The sequence below is a fragment of the Campylobacter sp. 2014D-0259 genome, assembly GCF_008000505.1.
GTDB classification, from domain to species: Bacteria; Campylobacterota; Campylobacteria; order Campylobacterales; family Campylobacteraceae; genus Campylobacter_D; species Campylobacter_D jejuni.
The window spans coordinates 45,656-70,254 of record NZ_VOAQ01000016.1 but is presented as its reverse complement, the minus strand read 5'-3'; the positions used below and the strand labels follow the sequence as shown (position 1 = coordinate 70,254).

Here is a 24,599-nt window from a genome sequence, read left to right as displayed (position 1 = left end):
TTCGGAATTTGCTATATTATAACACTTTTTTCATTTTTTGAATTCACTTTAGTTAATTTTTTAATCATTTAAGATAAAATACCAAAACAAAGGTTAACAATGAATGAAAAAGAAACTATCTCTTATATTATAAATGCAAGTAAAAATATTGCCATATTTGCCTTAAGTCCAGATAAAACAAAAGCTTCTTATAGGGTAGCAGAATTTTTACAAAGAAAAAATTATAAAATTTTTCCTATTTATCCTAAAGAAGAGTTTATTTTAAATGAAAAAGTTTATAGAAATTTAGATCAAATAGAAGAAAAAATCGATACACTTATACTTTTTAGAAAAGGCGAAGTGGCACTAGAAATTCTTCCTAAGCTTGTTGAAAAAAATATTAAAAACCTATGGCTTCAACTTGGTATTAGTAATGAAACAGCCAAAGAAGAATGTAAAAAATTAGATATAAATTTTATACAAAATCGTTGCATTATGCTAGAATATCCGCATTTTAAAACAAAGGAAAAATAGTGTTAGAGCTTAATAAAATTTACAAAGCAAAACAACAAATTTCAGAGTTTGTAAACAAAACTCCTTTCATATACTCTTCTTTTTTAAGTGATATTTGTCAAAGTGAAATTTATCTTAAAAATGAAAATTTACAAATTACAGGTGCTTATAAAATTCGTGGAGCTTATAATAAAATAGCCAATCTTAGCACTGAACAAAAACAACATGGAGTCATTGCCGCAAGTGCGGGAAACCATGCTCAAGGCGTGGCCATTAGTGCAAAAAAATTTGGCATTAAGGCAGTTATTGTAATGCCAGAATCCACTCCGCTCTTAAAAGTTTCTGCTACAAAAGCCTTAGGAGCAGAGGTGATACTCAAAGGGGATAATTTTGATGAAGCCTATGCCTTTGCAACCTCTTATGCTAAAGAAAATAATCTTAGCTTTATTCATCCTTTTGAAGATGAATTTGTAATGGCAGGACAAGGAACTTTGATGCTTGAAATGCTTGATGAAATAAGCGATCTTGATATGATTATCGCACCTGTTGGAGGTGGAGGACTTATAAGTGGTATCGCAAGTGCAGCTAAACAAATCAATCCAAACATTAAAATCATCGGCGTTGGAGCCAAAGGAGCTCCTGCAATGTATGAAAGTTTTCATGCTAAAAAAATCAAAAATGCAAAAAGCGTACGCACTATAGCCGATGGTATTGCTGTGCGTGATGCAAATCCTATTAATTTTAATATTATTTTAGAATGCGTAGATGATTTTATCCAAGTTGATGATGAAGAAATCGCTAATGCGGTATTGTTTTTACTTGAAAAACATAAAATCATAGTTGAAGGCGCAGGAGCTGCGAGTGTAGCTGCCCTGCTTCATCAAAAAATAAATACACAAAATCATAAAAAAATTGGCGTAGTTTTAAGCGGAGGTAATATCGATGCACAAATGCTAAATATCATCATAGAAAAAGGTTTATTTAAATCCTATAGAAAAATGCAAATTCATGTTACTTTAGTAGATAAACCTGGGGCATTATTACACCTTACAGACAGCTTAAAAATAGCCAATGCAAATATAGTAAAAATCGACTATGATAGATTTTCCACCAAGCTTGATTATGGCGATGCGATGATTTCAATTACCCTAGAAACCAAAGGTAAAGAACATCAAGAAGAAATAAGAAAAATTTTAACCCAAAAGGCCTTTAATTTCTATGAAAGTTTTTAATAACATATACGGCTTAAATAAAGCCCATTTGGCGGTGCTAAAAAGTGATTGTATTGCTTTTTAGCTTCAATCTGTTCTTTGAGTTCTTTTTCACTCATTTTTCCTTCTAAAACCTTTAAAACACTTGCTACGCTTAATCTAATTTGCCCTCTTAAAAAACCATTAGCTTTAAAATGAAAAATGCTAAAATCTTTATAAGCATAAGCTCTAGCAATAAAAATTTCTCTTAAAGTCGTTTTATTATCCCCTCCACTTTTGCAAAAAAACTTTAAATCCTTTTTTCCCACAAAAAAACCCAAAAGCTCATTAGCCTTATCTAAGTCAAATTTAGGATAAAAATGTACATAAGAAGCCATAAAAGGACTATAAGAAGAGTGAGAAAATATATAGCGGTATTCTCTACTTTTTACATCAAATCTTACTTCAAAATCATCTTTTACTTTTTCAATTTTTTTGATATGGATAAAAGGATGGGAAAATTTATTAAGCTGTTTTTGAAGATATTCTAAATTTACAAAATGATCTCCACATTCTACACTAGCTACAGCATAGCTTGCATGCACTCCTTTATCTGTACGAGAAGCCATCAAAAGAGGTGAAACAATACCCAAATGCGATAAGACCCCACTTAAAGCATCTTGAACACCTTTTTTATGAGGCTGAGTAGCAGAACCTAAAAAAGCAGAGCCATCATAAGAAAATATAATTTTTATTTTCATCAATAACGACTCAAAATCATTTTCTTAAAACAATAAGCCGAAACAAATAAACTTAAAGAAAAAATTCCAAGGCAAGCCAAAATTGGAGGTTGAGAAAAAGAACTTAAAAGTCCAAAATATATAGCAATCACTCCAAACATACCTAAATACACATAGCCTTTTTCATAACGATAAGTAACCAAACCAAAACAAAGCGCAAAAAGCGTACTAGCAAGTGGAAACAAGGCTATAGTTGTATAAATCACAAATTCTCTTGCTCTTTGTGGATTTTCGTTTAAATCATTCCAGTATTCATAAAATTTCTTTGTTTGAAGATTGTCTGTATTAAACTGAGTATTTACTACTAAAGTGTCAAATTCTCCACTAAAAATACTTTGACCTTGCTCAAAATTATACATTTTGCCTTGATTTAAGCTAAAAGCAAAGCTATCATCTTTTCTTTGCACATGCGCTTCTTTGGCTATGATAAGTTGTTCTTTATCATCTGCTTTATGTTTAGGGCGATACATAATTATGTTTTCATACTTATCACTATCTTGTTTTTCTATAAAAATCATCCAGTCTAAAAATTTTTGCCCAAATTCTCCTGTTTTGTAGTTAAATTTCACTTGAGTGCTTTTATAGTTTACAAAGTTATCCTGAAGTTCAAATACTATAGGTATCATTACCAAAGCCACAACAAGCATAAAAGCACTAATCAAGCTTGCAATTTTAAGGAAAAATTTTGCCAAAATCATTGGTGAAAATCCCAAAGTAAAAAGTACTATGCTTTCATTTTCCTTAGAAAGCCTAAACAAAGCCAAAGTTAAAGAAATAAAAAAAGATATAGGCAAGGTAAAAATTAAAATTCTAGGCAACATAAACCCATAAAGCTTTAAAAGATCCAAAAAACTAATCTCTATGCTTGAAGTAAGTTTTGCAAGTTGAATAAAAAACACCATAGATACAATAGCAAAAAGTACGAAAAATATAGACAAATTCGTACTTAAAAATTGATTTAAAACATATCTTAAACTAAGCTTCATTAGAATAATCCTAAGTTTTTATAAAATAAAACTGCCACAAAAGCGATATTTAAAAAGGGTATCATAGCAAGTTCTTGCTCTTTTATTGCTTTAATTTTAAAAAAAATAAAAAAAGGCAAAGTTAAAATAGAAGCTATAAGTAATACTAAAAATCCATACTCAAAACCTAAAATTCCACCTATACAAGACATAATGATAATATCAGCATCACCCAAATTTTCTAAAATTTCATCTTTTTTTCGGAAATTCATTAGAAAAAAAACCAAACTTTTTAATAAAAAAACAAATCCTCCAAAACTAAAAGCATTTAGCAAAAAACCTCCGCTAAACTCTTTAAAAATCAAAAAATGTAAAATTTCACTTTCCCTAAAGGCGTAAAAAAAAGCAAATAAAAAAGCGCTCCAAAGTAAAATTTGTGGTACGGCTTTGAGTTTAATATCAATTAAAGAAAGCAAGAAAAGATTAAATAAAAATAGAGATAAAAATAAAAAATCATAAAAATTTTGACTTAAAGAATAAGCCAAAATAAGCAAAATTATGCCTAAAATTTCATTGATTAACAAAGAAATAGGCAAATGACATTTGCAAGTTTGACATTTTGCTTTTAAAAAAATATAAGAAAAAATAGGAATAATTTCATAGTATTTTAATTTTGTATCGCAAGAAAAACAAAAAGAGCGCGAGATAAAAAAGGGCTTTTTTTCAATTATCCTACTTGCCAAACTTGTGCAAAAAGAACCCAAACAAGCCCCTAGAATTATTATGAAAAATATCATTTTCCAAAAGTTCTTTCTCTATTTCTAAATTCTTTAATAATCCTTTTAAATTCTCTCTTGGTAAGAGATGGAAATAAAGTTTCACTAAAATAAATTTCAGCATATGAACACTGCCAAAGTAAGAAATTTGAAAGCCTTTTGGCATTTCCAACGCGAAGCATCAAATCCACATCTAAAGGTAAATCTAAATTTTGCGTTAAATTTTCTTCATTTAGCTCAAGTTTTTTTTCAATCACACGCTTAGCAGCTCTTATAATTTCATCTCTTGCACCATAACTTATAGCCAAATTAACACAAAGTGCGTCACAATGCTTTGTTTTTTCTTCAACTAAGGTAATTTTTTCTCTTACTTTATCTTCCAAACGCGATAAATCACCTATAGCTCTTAAACGCACATTATTTTTTTCAAATTTTTCTAAAGCTTCATCTAAACAACGATCTAAAAGTTCAAAAATAAAATCAATTTCATCTTTAGGGCGCTTCCAATTTTCCGTACTAAAAGCAAAAAGGCTTAAATTTGAAATATTTTCCTCCATGCAAACTTCCATCAATTTTTGCATAGTTTTGACTCCTTGGGAATATCCAAGTTTTGCCAAAAAACCCTTAGCTCTAGCCCAGCGCCTATTGCCATCCATAACAACAGCAAGGTGTTTTAATTCATTCATTTTTCATCCTTTAAAATCAAAAAGCCTTTTAAAAACAAACAAAGGTTCAATCTTGTTTTCTTGCGATACATTAAAATCTAAATGTTCATTTAAAAATTTTTGCACCTTAGCAAAAGGTGTAAAAACACTAATGCCTTGCGAGTCTATTAAAATTTTCAAAGCTCCAAAAACACTAAAATATAAGTAAATTTCTAAATATTTTGCTCTTTTACGCATTTGAAATAAGCAAGATTTATTTTCAAAGATAAAAGGAATATGATAAATATTTTCAAAACTTGCAAAAAGCATTTCTTTTAATATCTGATAACGCTCTATATCTTTACAATCTAAAAGATTTTGTATGATAAATTTTTTATAAGAAATTTTATCCTCTAAAATAGCGATTATCAAAGCCAATCCCTCTTCAAAAGGTTTGAAATTAGGACGCTTTGAAAGATGTTTAAATTGTATAACTCCACCATTTTGCATATAAAGTTCGGCTAAATATTCAGCACCAATTTCAAGCTCTATCATGCTTTTGGTTTGAATCTTTTTGTGATTTAACAAAAGCGTATAATGTCCATAACCTGATTTAGCCAAAACTTTCATTTGTATAGGCAAGGTAGAATTAATCATACTCATAATTTTTCACACCATTTTACTAATTCAAATGCCAATTTTTCTTTGCTTTGCAAAGTGCTTTTATTTTCATTGTTTAAAGTGATAAAATAAAGTTCATTTTGATCACTTCCAAAATAATTTTTTTGATCAATGATATTAAGACAAACCATATCAAGTTGCTTATCTTTTAAAGATTTTTTCGCATTTTCTAAGGCATTTTGAGAATCAAATTCCATCTTAAAACCTATCTTTTTGCCTTGAAATTTACAAGTTTTAAGCAAATCTTCATTTAAAGATAGATGTAAATTTAAACCCTGCAAATGCTCATTTTTTTTAATTTTTCCTTTTACACTTTGTGGGATAAAATCACTCACTGCAGCTGTCATAATCAAAAAGTCATGACTTAAATTTTTATCCAAAAGCTCCTTTAGATCCTTAGAACTTTCAAATTTGCAAAGCTCATAAGGCGTATCAAATTCCACAGAGCTTAAAAGTTTTACCCTAGCTCCTAAAAAATAAAAAGCATCAGCTATGGCCTTTGCCATTTTTCCACTTGAAAAATTACTCACACAACGCACATCATCGATTCTTTCCCTTGTGCCACCACCTGTGATAACTACGCTTTTATTGCACCAAAACTTTTCTTTTAAAAGCTCTCTTTTGGTGATATTAAAAATATCCTTAACTTCAGCTAAGGCTCCTACGCCTTCATCTTTACAAGCTAAAACTTTACAAATAGGTTCTATAATCAAAGCTTTATTTTCTTTAAGTATCTTTAAAGAATTTTGCGTGCTGAAATGATGAAACATATTTGTATTTGCCGCAGGAGCAATGATAAGAGGTTTATTTGCTGCGATTAAGGTTTGGATAAAAAGATTATCCGCTATACCAAAAGCAAGTTTATTGATAGAATTAACACTTGCAGGAGCAAATAAAACAAGATCTACATCCTTGCTAAAAGCTATGTGATTGTTTGAATTTTGCCAACTTTCATTTTCCTCGCATAAAATCTCATCAGCCAAGGCTTCAAAACTCATTTTGCTAGCAAATTTTAACAAACTATTAGAAAGCAAAACTTTCACCCTAAAGCCTTCTTTTTTAAACAAAGAAATAAGCTCGTAAGATTTATAAAAAGCTATACTGCCACTAATGGCTAAAAGTATGGTTTTCATTTTTGAAATTTCTTGTAATAATAATCTTTTATCATCTTATGCTCTGCTCTATTGATAAACAAAGCACCTTTTTCTACATTGACACTTACTGTGCTTCCTGCTGCTATGATCACTTCATCTTCGATTTTTACAGGTGCGATAAATTGCGTATCCGAACCTACAAAAACATTTTTTCCTATGATGGTTTTATGCTTTTTTACCCCATCATAATTACATGTAATAGTCCCACAGCCTATATTGGTTCCACTATCTATCTCACAATCTCCCAAATAGCTCAAATGCCCTGCTTTTACGGTATTTAACTTTGCATTTTTGCATTCTACAAAATTTCCTATATGAGTGTTTTTTAACTCACAATTTGGACGCAAATGTGCCAAAGGCCCCACATCGCTATTTTCTACAATGGAATTTTCTATCACGCTTGAACTTTTAATGATAGAGTTTATAATCTTACTTTTACCCTCTATCCTTACATTTTCATATACTTCGCATTCACCCATAAATTCAACATCTGTACCTATAAAAGTGCTTTGCGGTAAATGAAAAATCACACCCTGTTGCATCCAGTATTTTTTAATTTTTTCTTGCATGAAATTTTCAGCTATACTGAGTTCAAATTTATCATTGATCCCCATAAATTCATCTTCATCTACAAAAACCGCTTTAATCATCACATCTTTTTCTTTTGCTAGTTTTACAATGTCGGTTAAATAATACTCTTTTGCCGCATTATTGTTATCAATCAAAGGTAAAAGCTCTTTTAAAAGCCTAGAGTCAATCACATAAACCCCAGCATTGCAAGTATTTATCTCTTTTTCTTGTGTATTTGCATCTTTAAATTCAACAATTTTTTCAACGCTATCGTTTTTTATCACCACTCTGCCATAACTTTTAGGATCTCTTGCTTTAAAAACTGCTAGATTTAATTTTGCATTATTACTCAACAAAGCTTCCAAACTTGTTTGCTCAACCAAAGGCATATCGCCACAAAGAATCAACACTCTTTCATTTTTAGGCTCAAACCCCCTTAAAGCTCCCGCAGTTCCTGGATAATTTTGCAAGTCTTGCTCTAAAATTTGTGTTTTTGGAAAATATTCTAAAATTTCTTTTTCAACGCGTTCTTTTTGATGCGATAAAACTACACTTACATCATCACTTAAAGCAAAAGCCTTTTTTAAAATGTGTAAAATCATACTTTTTTGACAAAGCTCTTGCAAAACCTTTGGCTTTTGTGATTTCATTCTAGTGCCTAATCCTGCCGCTAAAATCAAAATAGAAGTTTTCATTTTTTACCTTTGTTATTAAGAAGTCTAAAAGACTATTTTAGCAGTTTAAAGTTAAAATCCTAATACCCTTAAACTAGTTTTTAGTCATCAAAAGATAAAATTTAAATTTCTTTAATAAAAAACAAAAAAAAGGTTTTTAAATTTTGAAAAAAATATTATTATTTTTACTTTTAAGCATGAGCTTATTTGCTGCTGAAGCAACTATCCCTACAGTAAATTTAAGCTTAAGTGCACCCAATACACCTAATCAGCTTGTTACTACTTTAAATATAGTGATTGTTTTAACCATACTTGCGCTCGCTCCAAGTATAGTTTTTGTTATGACTTCTTTCTTGCGTCTTATTGTGGTATTTTCATTTTTGCGACAAGCTATGGGGACGCAAAGTATGCCACCTAACACTATTTTAGTAACCTTGGCTTTAATTTTAACTTTTTTTATCATGGAACCTGTAGCTACAAAATCCTATAATGAAGGTATAAAACCTTATTTAGCAGAAAAAATAGGCTATGAAGAGGCTTTTATAAAAGGAGCAAAACCTTTTAAAGATTTTATGCTTAAAAATACTCGAGAAAAAGATTTAGCCCTTTTTTATCGCATACGCAATCTACCCAATCCCAAAACCATAGATGATGTTCCCCTTACAGTTTTAGTTCCTGCTTTTATGATTTCAGAGCTTAAAACCGCTTTTGAAATAGGGTTTTTAATCTACCTACCCTTTTTAGTCATAGATATGGTTGTAAGCTCAGTTTTAATGGCTATGGGTATGATGATGCTACCTCCTACTATGATCTCTTTACCTTTTAAACTCTTGATTTTTGTATTAGTGGATGGATGGAATTTGCTAGTGCAAAGGCTTGTGGAAAGCTTTGTAACTTAAGAAGGAAAATCCTTCTTAGAAAAAGAATTCTAAATTATTCTTTTTAAAAGTATCTTTAACATCTTTAAGATATTTTTCTCCTAAAGAATCAAAAAGCCCATCTTTTTTGCTTTCTGCAATAAATTCATCAAGCTCTTTTTTAAGTTCTGCATTGCCTTTTTGTACTGCTATACCCCAAAACTCAGGATTTTCTTGAAAAGGCACCAAAATGGCTCTAGTTGTATCTTGATGTTTTTGCCAAGTGCGATAAATCGTAAGTTGATCATAAAAAAATCCATCAGCCTTACCTTGAATCACCTCCAAAATAGCAGCATTTTCTTTATCAAATAAATTAATAGTTGCATTTTTTAAATTTTTAACCGCATATAAATGTCCTGTAGAGCCACGCTTTAAAGCCAAAACTTTGCCCTTTTTATCTAAATCTTTGATATTTGTAATATCAGAGTTCAAAGGAGTTAAAATAGCCAAATTTGCCTTAGCATAAGGAATGCTAAAATCCACCACTTTCTTTCTCTCATCGGTAATTGTCATAGAAGACATGATAAGATCTATCTTGGCTGTTTTTAAAGCAGGTATCAAACCATCCCAAGCGATATTTTTTACTACAAGTTTATAGCCGTTTTTCTTTGCAAAAGCTTCTAAAAAATCCACACTAATTCCACTTGCTTTGCCTGTTTTATCGCTCATTTCAAAAGGCGGATATCCAAGCTCCATTCCTACAACCAAATCTTTTGCACTCAAATTTAAAGCAAAAAAAGAGATAAAAATCAAAATAATTTTTTTCATAATTTCCTTTCAAAATTTTTTGTAAAAAAATTATACTAATTTTATCTTATTTTGTTATTAGCAATTTGTTTCAAACTTAAAAAATTAAAACTTCTAAGCCCTAGTTTGTCCTATAAGATTATTTAATCTATCCATTATAGATCCAACATAAGAATTTATACTTTCACTACTTGCTTTCCAGCCATTAGCAAGAGCTTGTTTAATCTCAGCGTCTAAAGCCCAATTGCCTAAAGCTTGCTTAGGAGACATACCCTTTTCATACATATAAAGCTCTCCAGCTATACGACCTCTATCAAGTTCATATTTTAATAAACTTGCAAAATCAACCTTACCTGTCATGATATCAGTCAAATCAACGCTAGTGGTTGAAAAACTCTCCTTAGTCATAGCTGTATTGTAAGCTTCTACTTTTGGATTAAGTGTAGTTTTTGGACTCTCAACGGGTTGTCCATTTTGAGCTTTTAAAAAACTCATAAATAAATCTTCTTTAGTATAAGTTCCATCTTCATTTTTTGGATAAAATGACATATCAGGTTTAAATTGCCAATCTTCACCTTTAGAAACATTTTTGATTTCTTCTAAGGATAAACCTAAAGTTTTAGGCAATAATCCATCAATCATATATCCTGAATCAACCCAAAGATCATCAGCTTCTTTTGCTTGTTCATGGGTTTTATAAACATTTGAAATTAAAGAATTTGAAAAATCTTTTAAACCTGTAATATTCATTCTATTGCTTGGATCATTAAAGTCCATCCATTGCGTTCCACTTACACCATAACCACTAGGCATAGAATTTATATCTGCTTCACTAAAACTTGTTTTATCACTTGGAAAACTTTGACCTAAAGCATTAGAAAAAAGATTGTAGTATTGTTTTATGGTTTCAGCCATATCTATATTAGAATAATATTTATCTACACCTAGATATTCTCTTATATCAGAAACATTATATTCAGCCACTCTCTCTATCTCATCCAAAGTAGATTTATGTATCTTAAAATCTTCAGGCAATCCTGCAGCTTTGTTAAAATCACTTCCCATATAGCCATCTTTATCTACACTATAACCATAGGCTGTATTATTACTTATATCTGCTTGTTTATATTTTAGAGTATAAATAGAGTTTTTAAATTCACTAGATATATCATAATTAGGAGAACTTGTCTTACTACTTATACTAAAATTAGTGTTATTGCTAGTATTTGTTGTATTAGTAGAATTTAATACTTCACTTCTTGCTAGAGTTTGTGAATTTGCACTTTGAATTTCATTTAACTTACTAGCATTTTGTTTTAAAAAAGCATTAGCAAAACTTATTTTAGAATTTTCTTTACTTTCTTTATTGGCTTTACTTTGTGAAAGTATAGAATTATAGTTTGAGTTATCATTGATACTAAAGATACTCATATTAATTCCTTGATTTAGATTTTTTTGCCTTCAATCTAAATATATTAAAATAATATAAGCAAAATCTGTTCCGTTTTGGGGTGGAGTTATTTTTCTAAATAAATTTTTAAAGCCCTTTCATAGTCTTCTTTAGTATCAATCCCCATGCTTGTTGTTGAAATTTCAAGCATTTTGATTTTTTTACCATTTTCTATAGCTCTTAATTGCTCTAACTTTTCCGCTCTTTCAAGCGCAGAACTTGATAAAGAACAAAACTCCCTTAATGCTTTTACACTATAAGCGTAAATGCCTAAATGCCCTTTAAAACTTTCCTCGTAATTTTCTCTTTCATAAGGGATTTTAGCTCTTGAAAAATACAAAGCATACCCTTCTTTATCGCAAAGCACTTTAACCAGATTAGGATCCATAGCTTCTTCTTGAGTGATTTTTTTATAACAACTCGCCATAAAAGCTTTTTTATCCAAGCAAGAACTTGCAAATTCTTTAAATTTTAATAAATTTTCACATTCTATAAAAGGCTCATCAGCTTGGACATTGATAATAATCTCATCATCTTTTAAAGCTAGTTTCTTACAAGCTTCATTAATCCTATCCGTACCGCTTTCATGATCTTTGCTTGTTAAAACCGCATTTAGACCATATTCTTTAGCGATACTTAAAACCTTTTCATCGTCTAAAGCTATACAAACTTCATCCACGCTACTTACTCTTCTTGCAGTAGCCACAAACATAGGCACTCCACCTATATCACATAAAATTTTCTCATGAAAACGACTTGATTTTAATCTTGCAGGAATAATAATCATTTTTGCATCCAATCTAAAATTTCTTTTTTTATATTTCTGGCTTCAAATACCTTTTCATCGCTATTTTTCAAATCAAATAAAGTCAAAATTTCATCTTTAACTTGGACATTAAACTCTTTAGCTATAAATTTTAAATCTTCTTTTTCATTCTTAGAATCCCTATCATATAAAGCTTTTATCATACTTGGAGTAAATTTTGTCCATTCTGCTGTAGAAGTGATAATGCTAGGTTTTAAAGGATCAAGCATTTTAAAACAAGTTGCGGTATGCGGATCAATTAAAATTTTACTTTGTTTGATAAATTGCATACATTCTTCATCGGTGCAAAAATCCGCCTCAAAATCTTCTTGCAAACTTTGTAATTCTTCTTTTTCAAGTTTAAAATATCTCTCATTTTTTAACAAATTCATCAGTTCTTTAGTTCTTTTATCTTTAAATTTCGCAAACAAAAGTCTTTCGATATTAGATGAAATAAGTATATCCATAGCTGGAGAAATAGTCTTCTTAAGACTTTTTTCACGCAAATCATAAACGCCTTGATTAAAAAATTCACTCAAAATATTATTTGCGTTTGAAGCGATTTTGATTTTTGAAATTTTAGCTCCCATTTTTTTAGCATAAAAAGCTCCTAAAGCATTGCCAAAATTTCCACTTGGAACGATGATTTGTACTTCTTCTAAAAACTCATTAAAAAGTTTTAAACTCGCATAATAATGATAAATAATCTGAAATAAAATACGCCCAAAATTTACAGAATTAGCTGCGCAAAGCTCATAATTTAAAGCTTTAATTTCATTTTGAAAATCTTTTGAAAAAAGCAATTCTTTTAAAGTGCGTTGCGCTGCGTCAAAATCCTCATCTATGGCAAAAACTTTCAAGTTATCCTTATCTAAAGCTCGCATTTGCAACTCTTGAACTCCACTTGTGCCACCTTTTGGATACATACAAGCTACTTTAACATTTTTTGCATTTTCAAAGCTTTTTAGGGTTGCAGGTCCTGTATCGCCGCTTGTAGCACAAATAATTAAAATATTTTTATCCTTTGAAAATTCACTTAAAAGCACGCCAAAAGGCTGCAAAGCCATATCTTTAAAAGCTCTTGTAGGTCCATGCCAAAGCTCGTTAATATAGGTTTTTTCAGAGATTTTTTGCAAAGAAATAGGTGTATTTTTATCATCAAAGCTTTCGTAACTTTTCAAAGCCTTTTTAAAAAGCTCTTCTTCGCCAAAACCAAAACTTTCTATAAGCTTTAAAGCAAAATCTTTATAAGACAAATTGGCATATTTTTCTCCTTCAAAAATAGGCAAATTTAAAGGTGAGTAAAGCCCTCCTTCTGGGGCGTTTGGGTTAATCAAAGCTTCCTTAAAACTTGATACATTTTTTACATTTCTACTCTCGACCAATTTCACTGTTCAAACTCCTTGATATAAGTTTTTATTTTTTCTCTTAATGAATCTTTTAATTCTATATTTAATTCTATAATTTGACATTTAAAACCAAAATCTTTAACTTTAACAAAATCCTTAAAAGTAAGCATTAGTGTATCGCAATTATGTTTTTTTAGCAAATTTTCTAATTCTTCTTTTTTAAACTCATAATGATCTTTAAAAAAATAACAAGCCCTTGCTTTGATAAAATGCTCATACAATCTAAAAGGTTTAGCAATAGCAGTTACCAAAACAGCCTTTGGATTTTCTTTTACAAAAGAATAACGCACAAAATCCCTGCCTTCTAATGCAATAAAATCAGCCCTTTTTTCATAAAATTTCGGCAAACGATAAGCTCCACTTGGCAAGGTAAAATTAAAATAAGGTTTGATTTTGCTTTCAAGTAAAATATCAAATTTTTTAATATGAAATTTAGAAAAAGCATCATCAAGTACAACGATTTTAGCTCCCAACTCAAAAGCTTTTTCAATACCTTTTACTCTATCTTCGCTCACAATCACACCTTTGATATTTTCTTCAAAAGCATACTCCATAGCTTCATCGCCACTTTGCGTTAAGGTGCATAAAATTTCATTTTGATTTTTAACAACAAACAAACCTTTAGACTTTCTTTTATAGCCCCTAAGCACTATAAAAACGCCATCAAATTCCCTTGCTATAGCTTTACAAAGCGGGGTTTTTCCATTACCTCCAAAACTTAAATTACCAACGCTAATAACAGGCTTTTTAAAAACTATTTTTTTACGAAAAAAAGTATTTAAAATCGCAAAAAAAGCATAAAACACACTTAAAGGTAAAAGTATAAAAGCAAGGCATTTTTGCCAAAAATTAGGCTTAAAAAAATAATTATCAAGCCAAAGTTCATAATTTTTTTCTTCACTCATTGTTTAAATTTCCAAAATTTCAGGCATTTTTCCCTTAAAAGTATTTTTTTGCATGCGATTTTTTAGCATAGCAATCAAAGAAGGATCAAGCGTTCTTAAAAGTTTTTCATCATTAGTTTCTAAGGCTTTTAAACCTTCATCGATTTTTGCATAAGAAAAACCCAAATCCGCCTCATCGCTTTGATTTTCCCAAAGATCCGCACTTGGAGCTTTTTTGATAAAATTTTCATGCAAGTTAAGGTATTTTGCTAAGGTATAAATTTCACTTTTATAAAGCGATCCTATAGGATTAAAAGCACAAGCTAAATCTCCATAAATCGTACCATAACCCAAAAGTAATTCGCTTTTATTAGAAGTGCCTATGACTAAAGAATTTTTCAAAGCAGAATAATCATAAAGCAAACTCATTCTAATACGCGCTGCAAAATTTCCCAAAGATACTAGAGTGGTATTTTCACTTTGCTTTATAAAAGCATCCAAAATGCTTTGAATTTCTATGATTTTATATTCAAGATTTAAATCCGCACAAAGCCTTAAAGCGTCTTCAAGATTGGCTTTATTTGAAATTTGAGTTGGCATTAAAAGAGCAAAAACATTCTCTTTTAAAGCTCTTTTGCAAAGCGTTGCTACTAAAGCAGAATCAATCCCGCCACTAAGCCCCAAAACAACACCTTGACTTTGAGAATTTTTCACTTTTTCTTGTATAAAATCACACATTTTTTCCGTAATCTTTTGCCAATCCATAAAGCTTGCCTTTTAAAAATTTAATGTATAATTATATTTATTTAAGGCAAATTTTTTATTAAAGAGGTAAAAAATGCAAATTATCAAACAAGCTTGTGGAGCTTATGAGACAAATTGTTATATTTTATTTAGTGAGCATGGAGAAATTATCATTGATCCTGGTTTTGATGCACTAAATTTCATCAAAAAACATGTAAAAAATCCTTTAGCGATTTTAAACACTCACGGACATTACGATCATGTTTGGGATAATGAAAAAGTAAAACAAGCCTATCAAATCCCCATTTATATTCATAAAAATGATGCTTTTATGCTTGAAGATCCTTTTAATCAAGGTTTTATGCCTAGCAAAGCGGATTATTTGATTAATGATGAAAATATCATTTCTATAGGCGGACTTGACTTTAAATTTCACTTTTTACCAGGACACACACCAGGTTGCACTATGATAGAAATTGTAGGTAAAAATATCATGTTTAGTGGAGATTTTTTATTTTATAGAAGCATAGGAAGATGGGATTTTCCTTATTCAGATGCAAATTTAATGAAACAAAGCTTAGAAAAAGTTATGACTTACAAAGAAGATTTTAAACTTTTACCAGGACATGGACAAGAGACTACTTTAAAAGAAGAGCAAGTCCATCTACCCTCTTGGCTTAGATACTTTTAAGGTATATTTAAAATGGAATTAGATCAAATTTTATTATATGCTTTTATTTTTTTAAATCTTTTTGCCTTTTTTGGTTTATTTTTGGGAAATAAAAAGAAAAATCAATTTAACGATAAAAAATTTTATAAAATCTGCCCATGTAAAAAAATGGCAGAAAATGGATCTTTAAGTACGATTTGTATTTATTCAGCTGTGGGAGGATTTTTTTACAGCGTATTATCTATAGGTTTTGTAGGTTTTGGCAATTGGACTTTAAATTTTATTTTTTTACTTGCATTATTAAGTGTTTTTTTAGGATGGAAATTAAAACTTGATTGAAAAATATTTTTAAGAAAAATCCATTGATTTTTCTTAATTTTTATTTAAAAGTTGTACCACCATCAACGATGAAAGTATGTCCTGTTACCCAACTTGCCTTACTTGAACAAAGAAAAAGACACGCTCCAGCCAAATCCTCAGGCTGCCCCATGCGATTTAAAGGACTTAAATTTATAGTAGCCTGTTTTACTTCTTCATAATTTGTAAAAGCTCTTAAAGCATCAGTTTCAATAGGCCCACCACTTACGACATTTACACGGATATTTTTTTCTCCAAGTTCAGTAGCCGCATATCTTGCCATAGCTTCTACGGCAGCTTTTGCTGTGCCATGACCTGAATAATTTTCTATATACACTAAATTTCCTGTAGATGAGATAGAAATAATGCTTCCACCCCCTACTTTTTCCATTCTTTTAGCTGCTTCTTGTGCGCCCACAACAAAAGCATTTACTGTGGCTGTAAAGATGTTATTAATTCCTTTTGGTTTTAATTTCATAAATTTAGTATAACCACCTACAACCGCACGTCCTGAAATGATAGCATTTGAGATGAAATAATCCACTCTATCAAAATCCGCATCAATTTTTTCAAAAAGTTCTTTATAAGTTTCAGGTTCTAAGATATTAAATTCATAAGCTCTAGCTTTAATTTTATAATTTTTTTCCAAATCTTGTACCATTTCATCAGCAATTTGTGCATTAGAATTATAAGTAAAAGCTATATTTACACCCACTTTAGCAAATTCATAAACTATAGCCTTACCTATCCCACGAGTTCCACCGCTGATTACTAAAGTTTTTCCTTGAAATTCTGTATTCATTAAAATCCTTTGATCTTATATTTTTTCATCACTTCTTCAATTTTAGCAAAATTTTCCTTACTTGGAGGACAAAGAGGAAGTCTAAACTCCAAACTTTCTATCAATCCAGCTATATACATAGCCGTTTTAATAGGAATAGGATTACTTTCGCAAAATAAAATTTTATTGATATTATAAAGTTCATCATTGATTTTTTTAGCTTCTTTATAATTTTCATCTAAAGCGAAATGAGTTAAAGCGCTAATCATATCGGGTAATAAATTTGAAGTTACTGAAATAACTCCCTTTCCGCCATTTGAAAGTATAGGATAATTGATCGCATCTTCTCCTGAAATAAGCATCATTCTAGGTTCGTGCGCAAGCAAATCCACACACTTATCGATATTTCCACTCGCTTCTTTTACCCCATAAATATTTTCACAATCTCTAAAAAGCTTGATAATAGTATCTGTTGAAATTTCACAACCTGTTCTTCCTGGAACATTATATAAAAGCACAGGAATATCTACACTTTGCGCAATAGCCTTATAATGCTCATAAAGTCCTTGTTGCGTAGGTTTATTGTAATACGGTGCCACACTTAAAATCCCATCGGCACCATGTTCTTTAGCAAATTTAGCCAAACCCACTGCCTCATGAGTTGCATTACTTCCCGCACCTGCTAAAACCTTAACCTTAGTTCCTTTGCAAGTTTCAACGGCTATTTCTATGCAAGTTCTATGTTCTTCATGGGTTAAAGTTGCACTTTCTCCTGTTGTTCCTACTGGAACTACTGCATCGATGCCATTTTCTATTTGTCTTTTAATCAATCTTGCATAACTTTGCTCATCAACTTTTCCATTTTTAAACGGTGTAATAAGGGCCGTCATCGCCCCAATGATAATATTTTTATCCATTTGAATCCTTTCTTAGAATTACCGTAGTTGAATTTTCTTGAATAAAATATTTTTTAGCACAAGAAATCAAATCTTTTAATTCCAAATTTTGTATATCTTTCCCATAATTTAACAAAGGATCGATATCCCCTCTTGCTAGATATGAACCATAAATATTTGCCACTGCACTAGCATTGTTAAGTGAGAAAATAAAATCACTTTTGACATTATTTTTCACTCTTTGCAAATCTTTTTGAGAAATTTTACCCATTTTAAGTTTATCAATGATTTTTAAAAGCTCTTTTTCTACTTTTTCTGCATTAACATTGGGGTTACAATTACAAATAAAAATAAATAAATTTTCATCTATACAATCATTAACATAAGCATAATAATCATTGATTAAATTTAATTTATCAATCAAAATTTCACTCATTAAAGAACTTTTCCCACTTCCTAAAAGCTCGGATAAAGCATTTAAAGCAGGTATATCTTTGTGCTTGAAATTTGGAATTTTATAAGCAAGGGCTAATAGTTCAGTATCTGAGTTTTTATGCAAATATATTCTTTTTACTCCATCTTGCTTAGGCTCTTTTGTGTGAATTTTAGGTATAGTCCTAGTATTTTTAATCTTTTCAAAATGTTTTTTTGAAAGCTCAAAAACTTCTTTACTTTCTATATCGCCACTTACAAGTAAAATCGCATTTTTAGGTTGATAATAAATACTATGAAATTCTTTAATATCTTCAATGCTCCAATTTTCTATATCCTTAAAAAAACCTATAGGAGTCCAATGATAAGGATGATACATAAATGCATGATTAAAAAGTCTAAAATAAAGATATCCCAAAGGATTATTATCTGTTCTCCATCTACGCTCTTCTAAAACCACTGCTCTTTCAGGCTGAAATTCTTCATCTTTTAAATTTAAATTTGCCATAAGTTCTGCAAAAAGTTCCAAAGCTTTATCTAAATTTTTCTTCGCACATTTAATATAATAATGAGTATAGTCAAAACCTGTGCTTGCATTATCCACACCACCAAAACCCTTAACAATCTCATCAAATTCGCCAGCTTTTAAATTTTTAGTACTTTTAAAATTTAAATGTTCTAGCATATGAGCTATGCCGCTTTTTCCCATGATCTCATTTCTTGAACCCACTTTATAAAAAATATCAACGCTAATCACATCGCTATTTTTATTTACAGGTAAAGCATAAACTTCAAGCTTGTTTTTTAATTGAATTTTTTCATAAGCAATCATTTTAAATTTACCCCAACAGCTTCGCTAATGTGTAAAAAACCATCTTTTCTTAAAAGCTCTATAAGATTTTGATTGATATTTTTTACCAAAGAAGGGCCTTTAAAAATCAAAGCTGTATAAACTTGCACTAAATTAGCCCCATTTTTAATACGCTCATAAGCAATATCAGTACTATCAATCCCTCCACTTGCAATAAGCAAGGTTTTGCCAAAAAGAATTTTAGCTACTTCTTTGAAAAAAATACCACTTTTTTCCGTAATCAGCCTTCCGCTAATACCACCAAAAGTACGATTATTATCTAGCAAGCTATAATCAACACTAGTATTGGCTAATATAAACCCATCTGCACCTTTTTTAATGGCATTTTCACATAAATTTAAAGCATCATCTATTTTCATATCAGGAGCAATTTTTATCAAAATAGGCTTAGAAGTGATTTTTTTGGCTTCTTCAAGCAAGGTATTTAAAAAATCATCATTTTGCAACTCTCTTAAATTTTTAGTATTAGGAGATGAGATATTAACGATAAAATAATCACACAAATCCTTAAAATCTCTAAACAAAGTAAAATAATCCTCCAAGGCTTTATCATTTGGAGTGATTTTATTTTTCCCTATATTTACCCCTAAAGGCAAAACAAAAGGATAAGTTTTTGCAAGTCTTAAAGCAATCTTTTCAGCACCTTCGTTGTTAAAACCCATAGCATTTTGTATACTTTCTTGTTTTACAAGTCTAAATAGGCGTGGCTTTTCATTGCCTTCTTGAGGTTTTGGAGTAAAAGTTCCCACTTCTAAAAAACCAAATCCTAAAGCACTCAAAGGTCTTATCATAGTGGCATTTTTATCAAAGCCTCCTGCTAAACCTACAGGATTATTAAAATCAAGTCCAAGTAAATTTTGCCTTAAACTCTCATCATCAACTATATATTTGTGTGCTAAAAAACTTAAAGCTCCTGGAAAACTAGCACTTAAAGCCCTTAAGCTATATTCAACCAAAGCATGTGCATGCTCAGGGTTTAACTTAAAAAGTAAAGGTTTTATCATTTCATAAGCCATTTTTTAATCCTTTTTGAAATTCTAACTAAAATTAACTAAAGCTAGGCTTTGTTTTTTCTTTGCTTTTAAATTTTTGATACAAAGAACAAGTTTGCAAAAGCTCTTCATCTTTACCTATTGCCAATACCTTGCCCTTATCCAATACTACTATTTTATCTGCATTTTCTATAGTGCTTAAACGATGTGCAACCACTAAAATCAATCTATCTTGTTTTAAATTTTCTATAGTTTTAACTATTGCTTTTTCACTTTCATTATCCAAAGCTGAAGTTGCTTCATCAAAAATAAGCACATCAGGATTTTTATATAAAGCTCTAGCGATTGCTATTCTTTGTTTTTGCCCTCCACTTAAGTTCTTACCATGTTCTTTCACTTCAGCCCAAATCCCACCCATTTCTTTAACAAATTCATAGGCATTGGCCAATTTTAAAGCTTGGATGACTTTTTCTTCTTCTAACTCTTCGCTATAAGCAATATTTGCAGCAAAACTATCATTAAAAAGATAAATATTTTGCGTTACAAGTCCTATTTTAGCATGTAAGCTTTCTATGGTAAAAGTGCTAATATCTTCTTGATTGAGTAAAATTTTACCTTTTTGCTTTTCATAAAAATACATCAAAAGATTAATAATAGAAGATTTACCACCCCCACTTGTCCCTACAAGAGCAAGCATTTGCCCTTTAACAAAATCAAAATTTACGCCTTTTAAAACACTTTTATGCGGATTTTCATAAGCAAATTCAACATTTTCAAAGCTAATTTTTTCAATGTTTTTTAATTCTTTGCTTCCACCTTTAATTTGAGGTTCTAAATCCAATAAATAAAAAGTTCTTTCACTTGCCGCAACAGCACCTTGAAGTTTTCCATATAAAGACGAAAGACGCTTTAAAGGAGTATATATCGCAAAAAGTGCCGAAACAAAACTGATAAAACTTCCCACACTCATAGAACCATTGATAACCTCTCTACCCCCTACAATAATCACCACAGCAACCCCAACAGAACCCATCATATCCATTAAAGGACTTGTAAGTGCATCAATACGTGCGGATTTTAGGTTTAATTTACATAAAGTATCATTATGCTTAGCAAATTTATCACTTTCTTTTTTTTCATTATCATTAGCTTTGATCAATTCAATATTTGAAAAAATTTCACCCAAATAAGAAAGTAAATCCGAATTTGTTTCTTGTATATTTCTTGCATATTTTTTAAGTTTTTTAGCAAACCATACCAAAGGAAAAATAGCTAAAGGCAAAATCACTAAAGCAAAAAAAGCCAAAGTAGGACTTTGATACAAGACTACCGCAAGCAGTCCTATAGCAGTTAAAAGCTCTCTAAAAAAATCAGGAATAATGTTTGATACTATGCTTTGAAGTGCATTAATATCATTAGTACAACGACTTACAAGCTCTCCGCTTCTATAGCGTTTAAAAAAATCCATATCCAAGCGTAAAACATTTTTCAAAACCCTAGCACGCAATACTCTTAACATATCTGTTCCTATAAAGGAAACATAAAAACTTTGTAAATAAGTTCCAAGATTTTTAAAAAAATACATCAATACTAGCAAAAAAGGCACTGTATAAAGTAAAGCTTCATTTTTTTCAACGAAAATATAATTTAAAATAGGCTCTAAAGCATAAAAACTTCCAGCAGTTCCTCCGCTTGCTAAAATCATACCGAAAATAGCTATAGCAAATTGTTTCCAATATCTTTTATAAAAGGGCTTAAAGCGTATTAAAACCTCTTTTAAATTCATCTCATTATGCATTTATTTTCTCCCAAATTGTTCCATTTGGAGTATCTAAAAGAGTGATTTTTTTACTACTTAATCGCTCTCTTATTGCATCAGCTGTGTTAAAATCTTTGTTTTTCTTAGCCTCAGTTCTTTCTAAAATTAACTTTTCAATTTCTTCTCGTTCTTCTTTGCTTACACCCCATTGAAAATATAAAGTTGTATCCATAAAACCAAAGCCAAAAATTTTAGCTAGCTCGCTTAAAGCTTCTTTGATATTTTGTTTTAAAATTTTATTTTTGCTTTCTTTATCCAACTCTAAATTTGCACTACTGATAAAATCATCCAAAAGAGCTAAGGCTTTAGAAATATTTAAATCATCATTTAAAATCTCTAAAATTTGCTTAGCAATTTCGCTTTTTATTTCAATATCATTTAAAACATCAAAATCAGAAATTTCACCTAAATCCAATCTTTTTTTAAGGCGATAAAATTTATCTAAACGTTTTTTAGCATTTTCTAAATCCGATAAAGAATAATTAAAATGAGATCTATAATGAGAACTCAAAAGATAAAATCTTAAAGCCTCGCCCATAAATTCTTTTAAAGCATCTTTTATAAAAAAACTATTATTTAAACTTTTACTCATTTTTTCACCATCGATTTTTACAAAACCATTATGAAGCCAAATATTTGCTAATTTTCTCTTACATCCACAACGACATTGCGCAGCTTCATTTTCATGATGAGGAAAAAGCAAATCTATCCCTCCAGCATGTATATCAAGAGTATTTTCAAAAATAGAATCAATCATAGCAACACATTCAGTATGCCAACCTGGACGCCCTTTGCCAAATTCACTTTCGTAAAAATTTTCATCAAATTTCCAAAGCACAAAATCGCTTTCATTTCTTTTTTGCACTTCATTACTTAGACGAGAGATATTTTCTTCTAAATTGCGATTTGATAGGCTTAAATATTTTTCATCTTTACTTGTATCAAAATAAATTCCATCTTCTAGAGTATAAACAAACCCATCCTTAGCAAGCTTTTTAATCAAATCAAGCATAGCTGTTATATAATGCGTTGCACGAGGTTTAAAATCAGGATCTAATACATTTAAAACCCTCATATCCTCTTCATAACTTTTGATATAAAATTCCGTAATTTCCTCTAAAGTTTGACCACTTTGAGCCATTTTTTTCAAAATCTTATCATCAATATCTGTATAATTTCTAGCAAATTTTACCCTATTGCCATTAGCAAGTAAAACCCTACGCAAAAGATCAAAACAAACACTACTTCTTGCATGTCCTAAATGTGCATCATCATAAACCGTAGGCCCGCATAAGTAAATACTAATATCTTTTTTATCAAGTTTTATTTTCTCTTTTGCTACACTGTCTAATAATCTCATTAAAAAACTCCTTTAAAACTTGTAAAAATTCCTATAAAAAAACTTAAAATATAAGGTTTAATCAAAATAAGTAAGATTGTAAAAACAATCAAAGCAACTATAACCAACAAGCAAATTTTAATAGATATTAAAGCAAAAAATTTCTTAAAACCAAATTCTTTGATATTAGCTCCAAGCAAATAAAAAGCACTAATAGAGCTTGAAAGTGCTACTGCAATAACCTTTAAACTTTCATCTTTAATCAAAAATATAAAAGCCATAGAACATAAAGCACTGATAATTAAAGATTTTACCGCGATCCAAGCTGCTGTTTTTTGTTTAAATTTTGCATAAAGCCACAAAGAAAAAAGCTTTTGCAAACCAAAAGGTAAAAGCCCTATAAGATAAGCAATCAAAACATAAGCCGTAATCACACTATCTTCGTGAGTGAAATTTCCTCTTTCAAATAAAAGCTTTGAAATTTCCAAAGCAAACGCAGAACCTATAATACTAGAAGCAATAAGCAAAATGCTTAAAAACGCTAATGCTCTTTGCATAAATTTTAAGGCTAAATTTTCTTGACCACTTTTTAAATGTTTTAAAATTTTTGGAAAAGAAACTTGAGTTAGAGCGATAGCAAAAAGTGCAAGGGGGAGTTGGAAGACACGATTTGCATAATAAAGATAAGAAATACTCCCGCTCATTAAAAAACTAGCTATAGTTGTATCAAGCAATGAGCTAAATTGAGTCGCAGAAGAACCTAAAACTCCATGAAAAAAATTGCCATAAAAACCTTGTAATTTCGCCTTGGCTTTTTTAAATTTTATACTTAAAGCCATAGCACGGATTACAGGATTGTTTTTTAAAACAAGCAAATGTAAAATAAGCTGTGCCACCCCGCTTAAAACCGTTGCATAAGAAAAATAATAAAGTGTATTTTGCGGTGCATTTTTATCCACAAAAAAGGCAGCTATAACAATACTTAAGTTAAATAATGCCGCAGAAAAAGAGGTAATGAAAAATTTTTGTCTATAATTTAAAATAGCTCCTAAAAAAGTAACTAAAAAAATAAAAAACAAATACCAAAAATTAATCGCCACCAAAGGAGCCGCTAAAGCTATAGTATCTGCGTTAAACCCAAAAGCAAAAAGCTTAGTAAAAAAAGAGGAAAAAAAACTTACCAAAAGACAAAATAAAAAAACTATAAGGCTAAATTGCATCATTACACTAACACAAAAAGCTCCTTTTTTTTTCGCTTTTACAAAATTAGGCAAAAAACTTTGTCCAAAAGCCCCTTCTGCAAAAATTCTTCTAAAAAAAGCAGGCATTTTTAAAGCCACAAAAAAAATATCACTATAAAGCCCTGCTCCTAAAAAAAGCGCTATTAAAACATCTCTAGCAAGCCCTAAAATTCTTGAAAATAAAATTCCTAAAGCATTGATAATAAAATTTTTAAATACTAAACTCTTCATTAAATTTTTTCATAAATTTCAAAATATAAAGAGAACTATTTTAACTAAAATTGATTAAAAATTGACTA

At 30.1% G+C, this 24,599-nt stretch carries 25 protein-coding genes; 5 read left to right on the top strand and 20 right to left on the bottom strand.

Going from position 1 to position 24,599, the window contains the following annotated elements:
* Positions 1-99: 99 nt before the first annotated feature.
* Together SR63_RS03500 and ilvA are read left to right on the top strand one after the other, a co-directional pair.
* Positions 100-513: a CoA-binding protein gene (locus SR63_RS03500; protein WP_002877179.1), complete on the top strand. Its 414-nt coding sequence runs from the start codon at positions 100-102 to the stop codon at positions 511-513.
* Positions 513-1,724 (top strand): threonine ammonia-lyase, encoded by a 1,212-nt coding sequence (ilvA, locus tag SR63_RS03495; protein WP_002877177.1) that lies wholly within the window; start codon positions 513-515, stop codon positions 1,722-1,724. Before SR63_RS03500 ends, ilvA begins: the two co-directional genes overlap by 1 nt.
* Here ilvA and truA read toward each other — a convergent pair.
* Genes truA through glmU form a run of 7 tightly spaced genes read right to left on the bottom strand, consistent with a single transcriptional unit; the run spans position 1,721 to position 7,967 of the window.
* Positions 1,721-2,446 (bottom strand): tRNA pseudouridine(38-40) synthase TruA, encoded by a 726-nt coding sequence (gene truA, locus SR63_RS03490; RefSeq protein WP_072238681.1) that lies wholly within the window; start codon positions 2,444-2,446, stop codon positions 1,721-1,723. The two genes, ilvA and truA, sit on opposite strands and share 4 nt — an antisense overlap.
* Positions 2,443-3,468: an LptF/LptG family permease gene (locus SR63_RS03485; protein ID WP_002856798.1), complete on the bottom strand. Its 1,026-nt coding sequence runs from the start codon at positions 3,466-3,468 to the stop codon at positions 2,443-2,445. Before SR63_RS03485 ends, truA begins: the two co-directional genes overlap by 4 nt.
* Complete coding sequence (locus SR63_RS03480; RefSeq protein WP_002868803.1) at positions 3,468-4,244, bottom strand: A24 family peptidase; 777 nt, start codon at positions 4,242-4,244, stop codon at positions 3,468-3,470. Before SR63_RS03480 ends, SR63_RS03485 begins: the two co-directional genes overlap by 1 nt.
* Positions 4,241-4,909, bottom strand: a complete 669-nt coding sequence (uppS, locus tag SR63_RS03475) for a polyprenyl diphosphate synthase (protein WP_002852565.1) — start codon at positions 4,907-4,909, stop codon at positions 4,241-4,243. Before uppS ends, SR63_RS03480 begins: the two co-directional genes overlap by 4 nt.
* 3 nt (positions 4,910-4,912) lie before the next feature.
* Positions 4,913-5,530 (bottom strand): hypothetical protein, encoded by a 618-nt coding sequence (locus SR63_RS03470; RefSeq protein ID WP_002877171.1) that lies wholly within the window; start codon positions 5,528-5,530, stop codon positions 4,913-4,915.
* Positions 5,527-6,681 carry a bifunctional phosphopantothenoylcysteine decarboxylase/phosphopantothenate--cysteine ligase CoaBC gene (gene coaBC / locus SR63_RS03465; RefSeq protein WP_002866965.1) on the bottom strand — a complete coding sequence of 385 codons (1,155 nt, stop codon included), beginning with the start codon at positions 6,679-6,681 and terminating at the stop codon, positions 5,527-5,529. Before coaBC ends, SR63_RS03470 begins: the two co-directional genes overlap by 4 nt.
* The gene (glmU, locus tag SR63_RS03460) at positions 6,678-7,967 is read right to left on the bottom strand and encodes a bifunctional UDP-N-acetylglucosamine diphosphorylase/glucosamine-1-phosphate N-acetyltransferase GlmU (RefSeq protein ID WP_002866966.1); all 1,290 of its coding nucleotides are present in this window, start codon (positions 7,965-7,967) and stop codon (positions 6,678-6,680) included. The genes coaBC and glmU overlap by 4 nt, the downstream gene beginning before the upstream one ends.
* A gap of 143 nt (positions 7,968-8,110) precedes the next feature.
* Here glmU and fliP point away from each other — a divergent pair, with 143 nt between their 5' ends.
* Positions 8,111-8,845, top strand: a complete 735-nt coding sequence (fliP, locus tag SR63_RS03455; protein WP_002852529.1) for a flagellar type III secretion system pore protein FliP — start codon at positions 8,111-8,113, stop codon at positions 8,843-8,845.
* 15 nt (positions 8,846-8,860) lie between these two features.
* On the opposite strand, the gene SR63_RS03450 is transcribed toward fliP, so the two are convergent.
* The 6 genes from SR63_RS03450 to SR63_RS03425 form a co-directional block, all read right to left on the bottom strand.
* Entirely contained in the window at positions 8,861-9,631 is a 771-nt protein-coding gene (locus tag SR63_RS03450; RefSeq protein WP_002868799.1) for a transporter substrate-binding domain-containing protein, read from the bottom strand.
* A 93-nt stretch (positions 9,632-9,724) separates the two neighbouring features.
* The gene (locus tag SR63_RS03445; RefSeq protein ID WP_038402108.1) at positions 9,725-11,041 is read right to left on the bottom strand and encodes a Cj0814 family flagellar-dependent secreted protein; all 1,317 of its coding nucleotides are present in this window, start codon (positions 11,039-11,041) and stop codon (positions 9,725-9,727) included.
* Positions 11,042-11,127: 86 nt separating this feature from the next.
* On the bottom strand, positions 11,128-11,847 hold the full coding sequence (kdsB, locus tag SR63_RS03440) for a 3-deoxy-manno-octulosonate cytidylyltransferase (protein WP_002856736.1): 720 nt from the start codon (positions 11,845-11,847) through the stop codon (positions 11,128-11,130).
* A complete protein-coding gene (gene thrC / locus SR63_RS03435; protein WP_002878020.1) occupies positions 11,844-13,256 on the bottom strand; it encodes a threonine synthase in 1,413 nt (470 codons plus the stop codon). The genes kdsB and thrC overlap by 4 nt, the downstream gene beginning before the upstream one ends.
* On the bottom strand, positions 13,253-14,179 hold the full coding sequence (locus tag SR63_RS03430) for a tetraacyldisaccharide 4'-kinase (RefSeq protein ID WP_002865989.1): 927 nt from the start codon (positions 14,177-14,179) through the stop codon (positions 13,253-13,255). The genes thrC and SR63_RS03430 overlap by 4 nt, the downstream gene beginning before the upstream one ends.
* A gap of 3 nt (positions 14,180-14,182) precedes the next feature.
* Complete coding sequence (locus SR63_RS03425) at positions 14,183-14,923, bottom strand: NAD+ synthase (protein WP_002865990.1); 741 nt, start codon at positions 14,921-14,923, stop codon at positions 14,183-14,185.
* Between the two features lie 73 nt (positions 14,924-14,996).
* On the opposite strand from SR63_RS03425, the gene SR63_RS03420 reads away from it, so the two are divergent.
* Both SR63_RS03420 and SR63_RS03415 read left to right on the top strand, forming a co-directional pair.
* Positions 14,997-15,593, top strand: a complete 597-nt coding sequence (locus tag SR63_RS03420) for an MBL fold metallo-hydrolase (protein ID WP_147498361.1) — start codon at positions 14,997-14,999, stop codon at positions 15,591-15,593.
* Positions 15,594-15,605: 12 nt separating this feature from the next.
* Positions 15,606-15,911 carry a hypothetical protein gene (locus SR63_RS03415; protein ID WP_002865992.1) on the top strand — a complete coding sequence of 102 codons (306 nt, stop codon included), beginning with the start codon at positions 15,606-15,608 and terminating at the stop codon, positions 15,909-15,911.
* Positions 15,912-15,951: 40 nt separating this feature from the next.
* Here SR63_RS03415 and SR63_RS03410 read toward each other — a convergent pair whose 3' ends face one another.
* Genes SR63_RS03410 through murJ form a run of 7 tightly spaced genes read right to left on the bottom strand, consistent with a single transcriptional unit; the run spans position 15,952 to position 24,531 of the window.
* Positions 15,952-16,731: an enoyl-ACP reductase gene (locus SR63_RS03410; RefSeq protein ID WP_002878017.1), complete on the bottom strand. Its 780-nt coding sequence runs from the start codon at positions 16,729-16,731 to the stop codon at positions 15,952-15,954.
* Entirely contained in the window at positions 16,731-17,627 is an 897-nt protein-coding gene (gene dapA, locus SR63_RS03405; RefSeq protein ID WP_002865994.1) for a 4-hydroxy-tetrahydrodipicolinate synthase, read from the bottom strand. The genes SR63_RS03410 and dapA overlap by 1 nt, the downstream gene beginning before the upstream one ends.
* Positions 17,620-18,870 (bottom strand): M16 family metallopeptidase, encoded by a 1,251-nt coding sequence (locus SR63_RS03400; RefSeq protein ID WP_063674979.1) that lies wholly within the window; start codon positions 18,868-18,870, stop codon positions 17,620-17,622. Before SR63_RS03400 ends, dapA begins: the two co-directional genes overlap by 8 nt.
* A complete protein-coding gene (locus tag SR63_RS03395; RefSeq protein ID WP_147498360.1) occupies positions 18,867-19,925 on the bottom strand; it encodes a quinone-dependent dihydroorotate dehydrogenase in 1,059 nt (352 codons plus the stop codon). Before SR63_RS03395 ends, SR63_RS03400 begins: the two co-directional genes overlap by 4 nt.
* Positions 19,926-19,956: 31 nt before the next feature.
* Complete coding sequence (locus tag SR63_RS03390) at positions 19,957-21,699, bottom strand: ABC transporter ATP-binding protein (protein ID WP_002858782.1); 1,743 nt, start codon at positions 21,697-21,699, stop codon at positions 19,957-19,959.
* Positions 21,692-23,080 (bottom strand): cysteine--tRNA ligase, encoded by a 1,389-nt coding sequence (gene cysS / locus SR63_RS03385; RefSeq protein ID WP_002865979.1) that lies wholly within the window; start codon positions 23,078-23,080, stop codon positions 21,692-21,694. The genes SR63_RS03390 and cysS overlap by 8 nt, the downstream gene beginning before the upstream one ends.
* The gene (murJ, locus tag SR63_RS03380; RefSeq protein WP_002878014.1) at positions 23,080-24,531 is read right to left on the bottom strand and encodes a murein biosynthesis integral membrane protein MurJ; all 1,452 of its coding nucleotides are present in this window, start codon (positions 24,529-24,531) and stop codon (positions 23,080-23,082) included. Before murJ ends, cysS begins: the two co-directional genes overlap by 1 nt.
* Between the last annotated feature and the right edge of the window lie 68 nt (positions 24,532-24,599).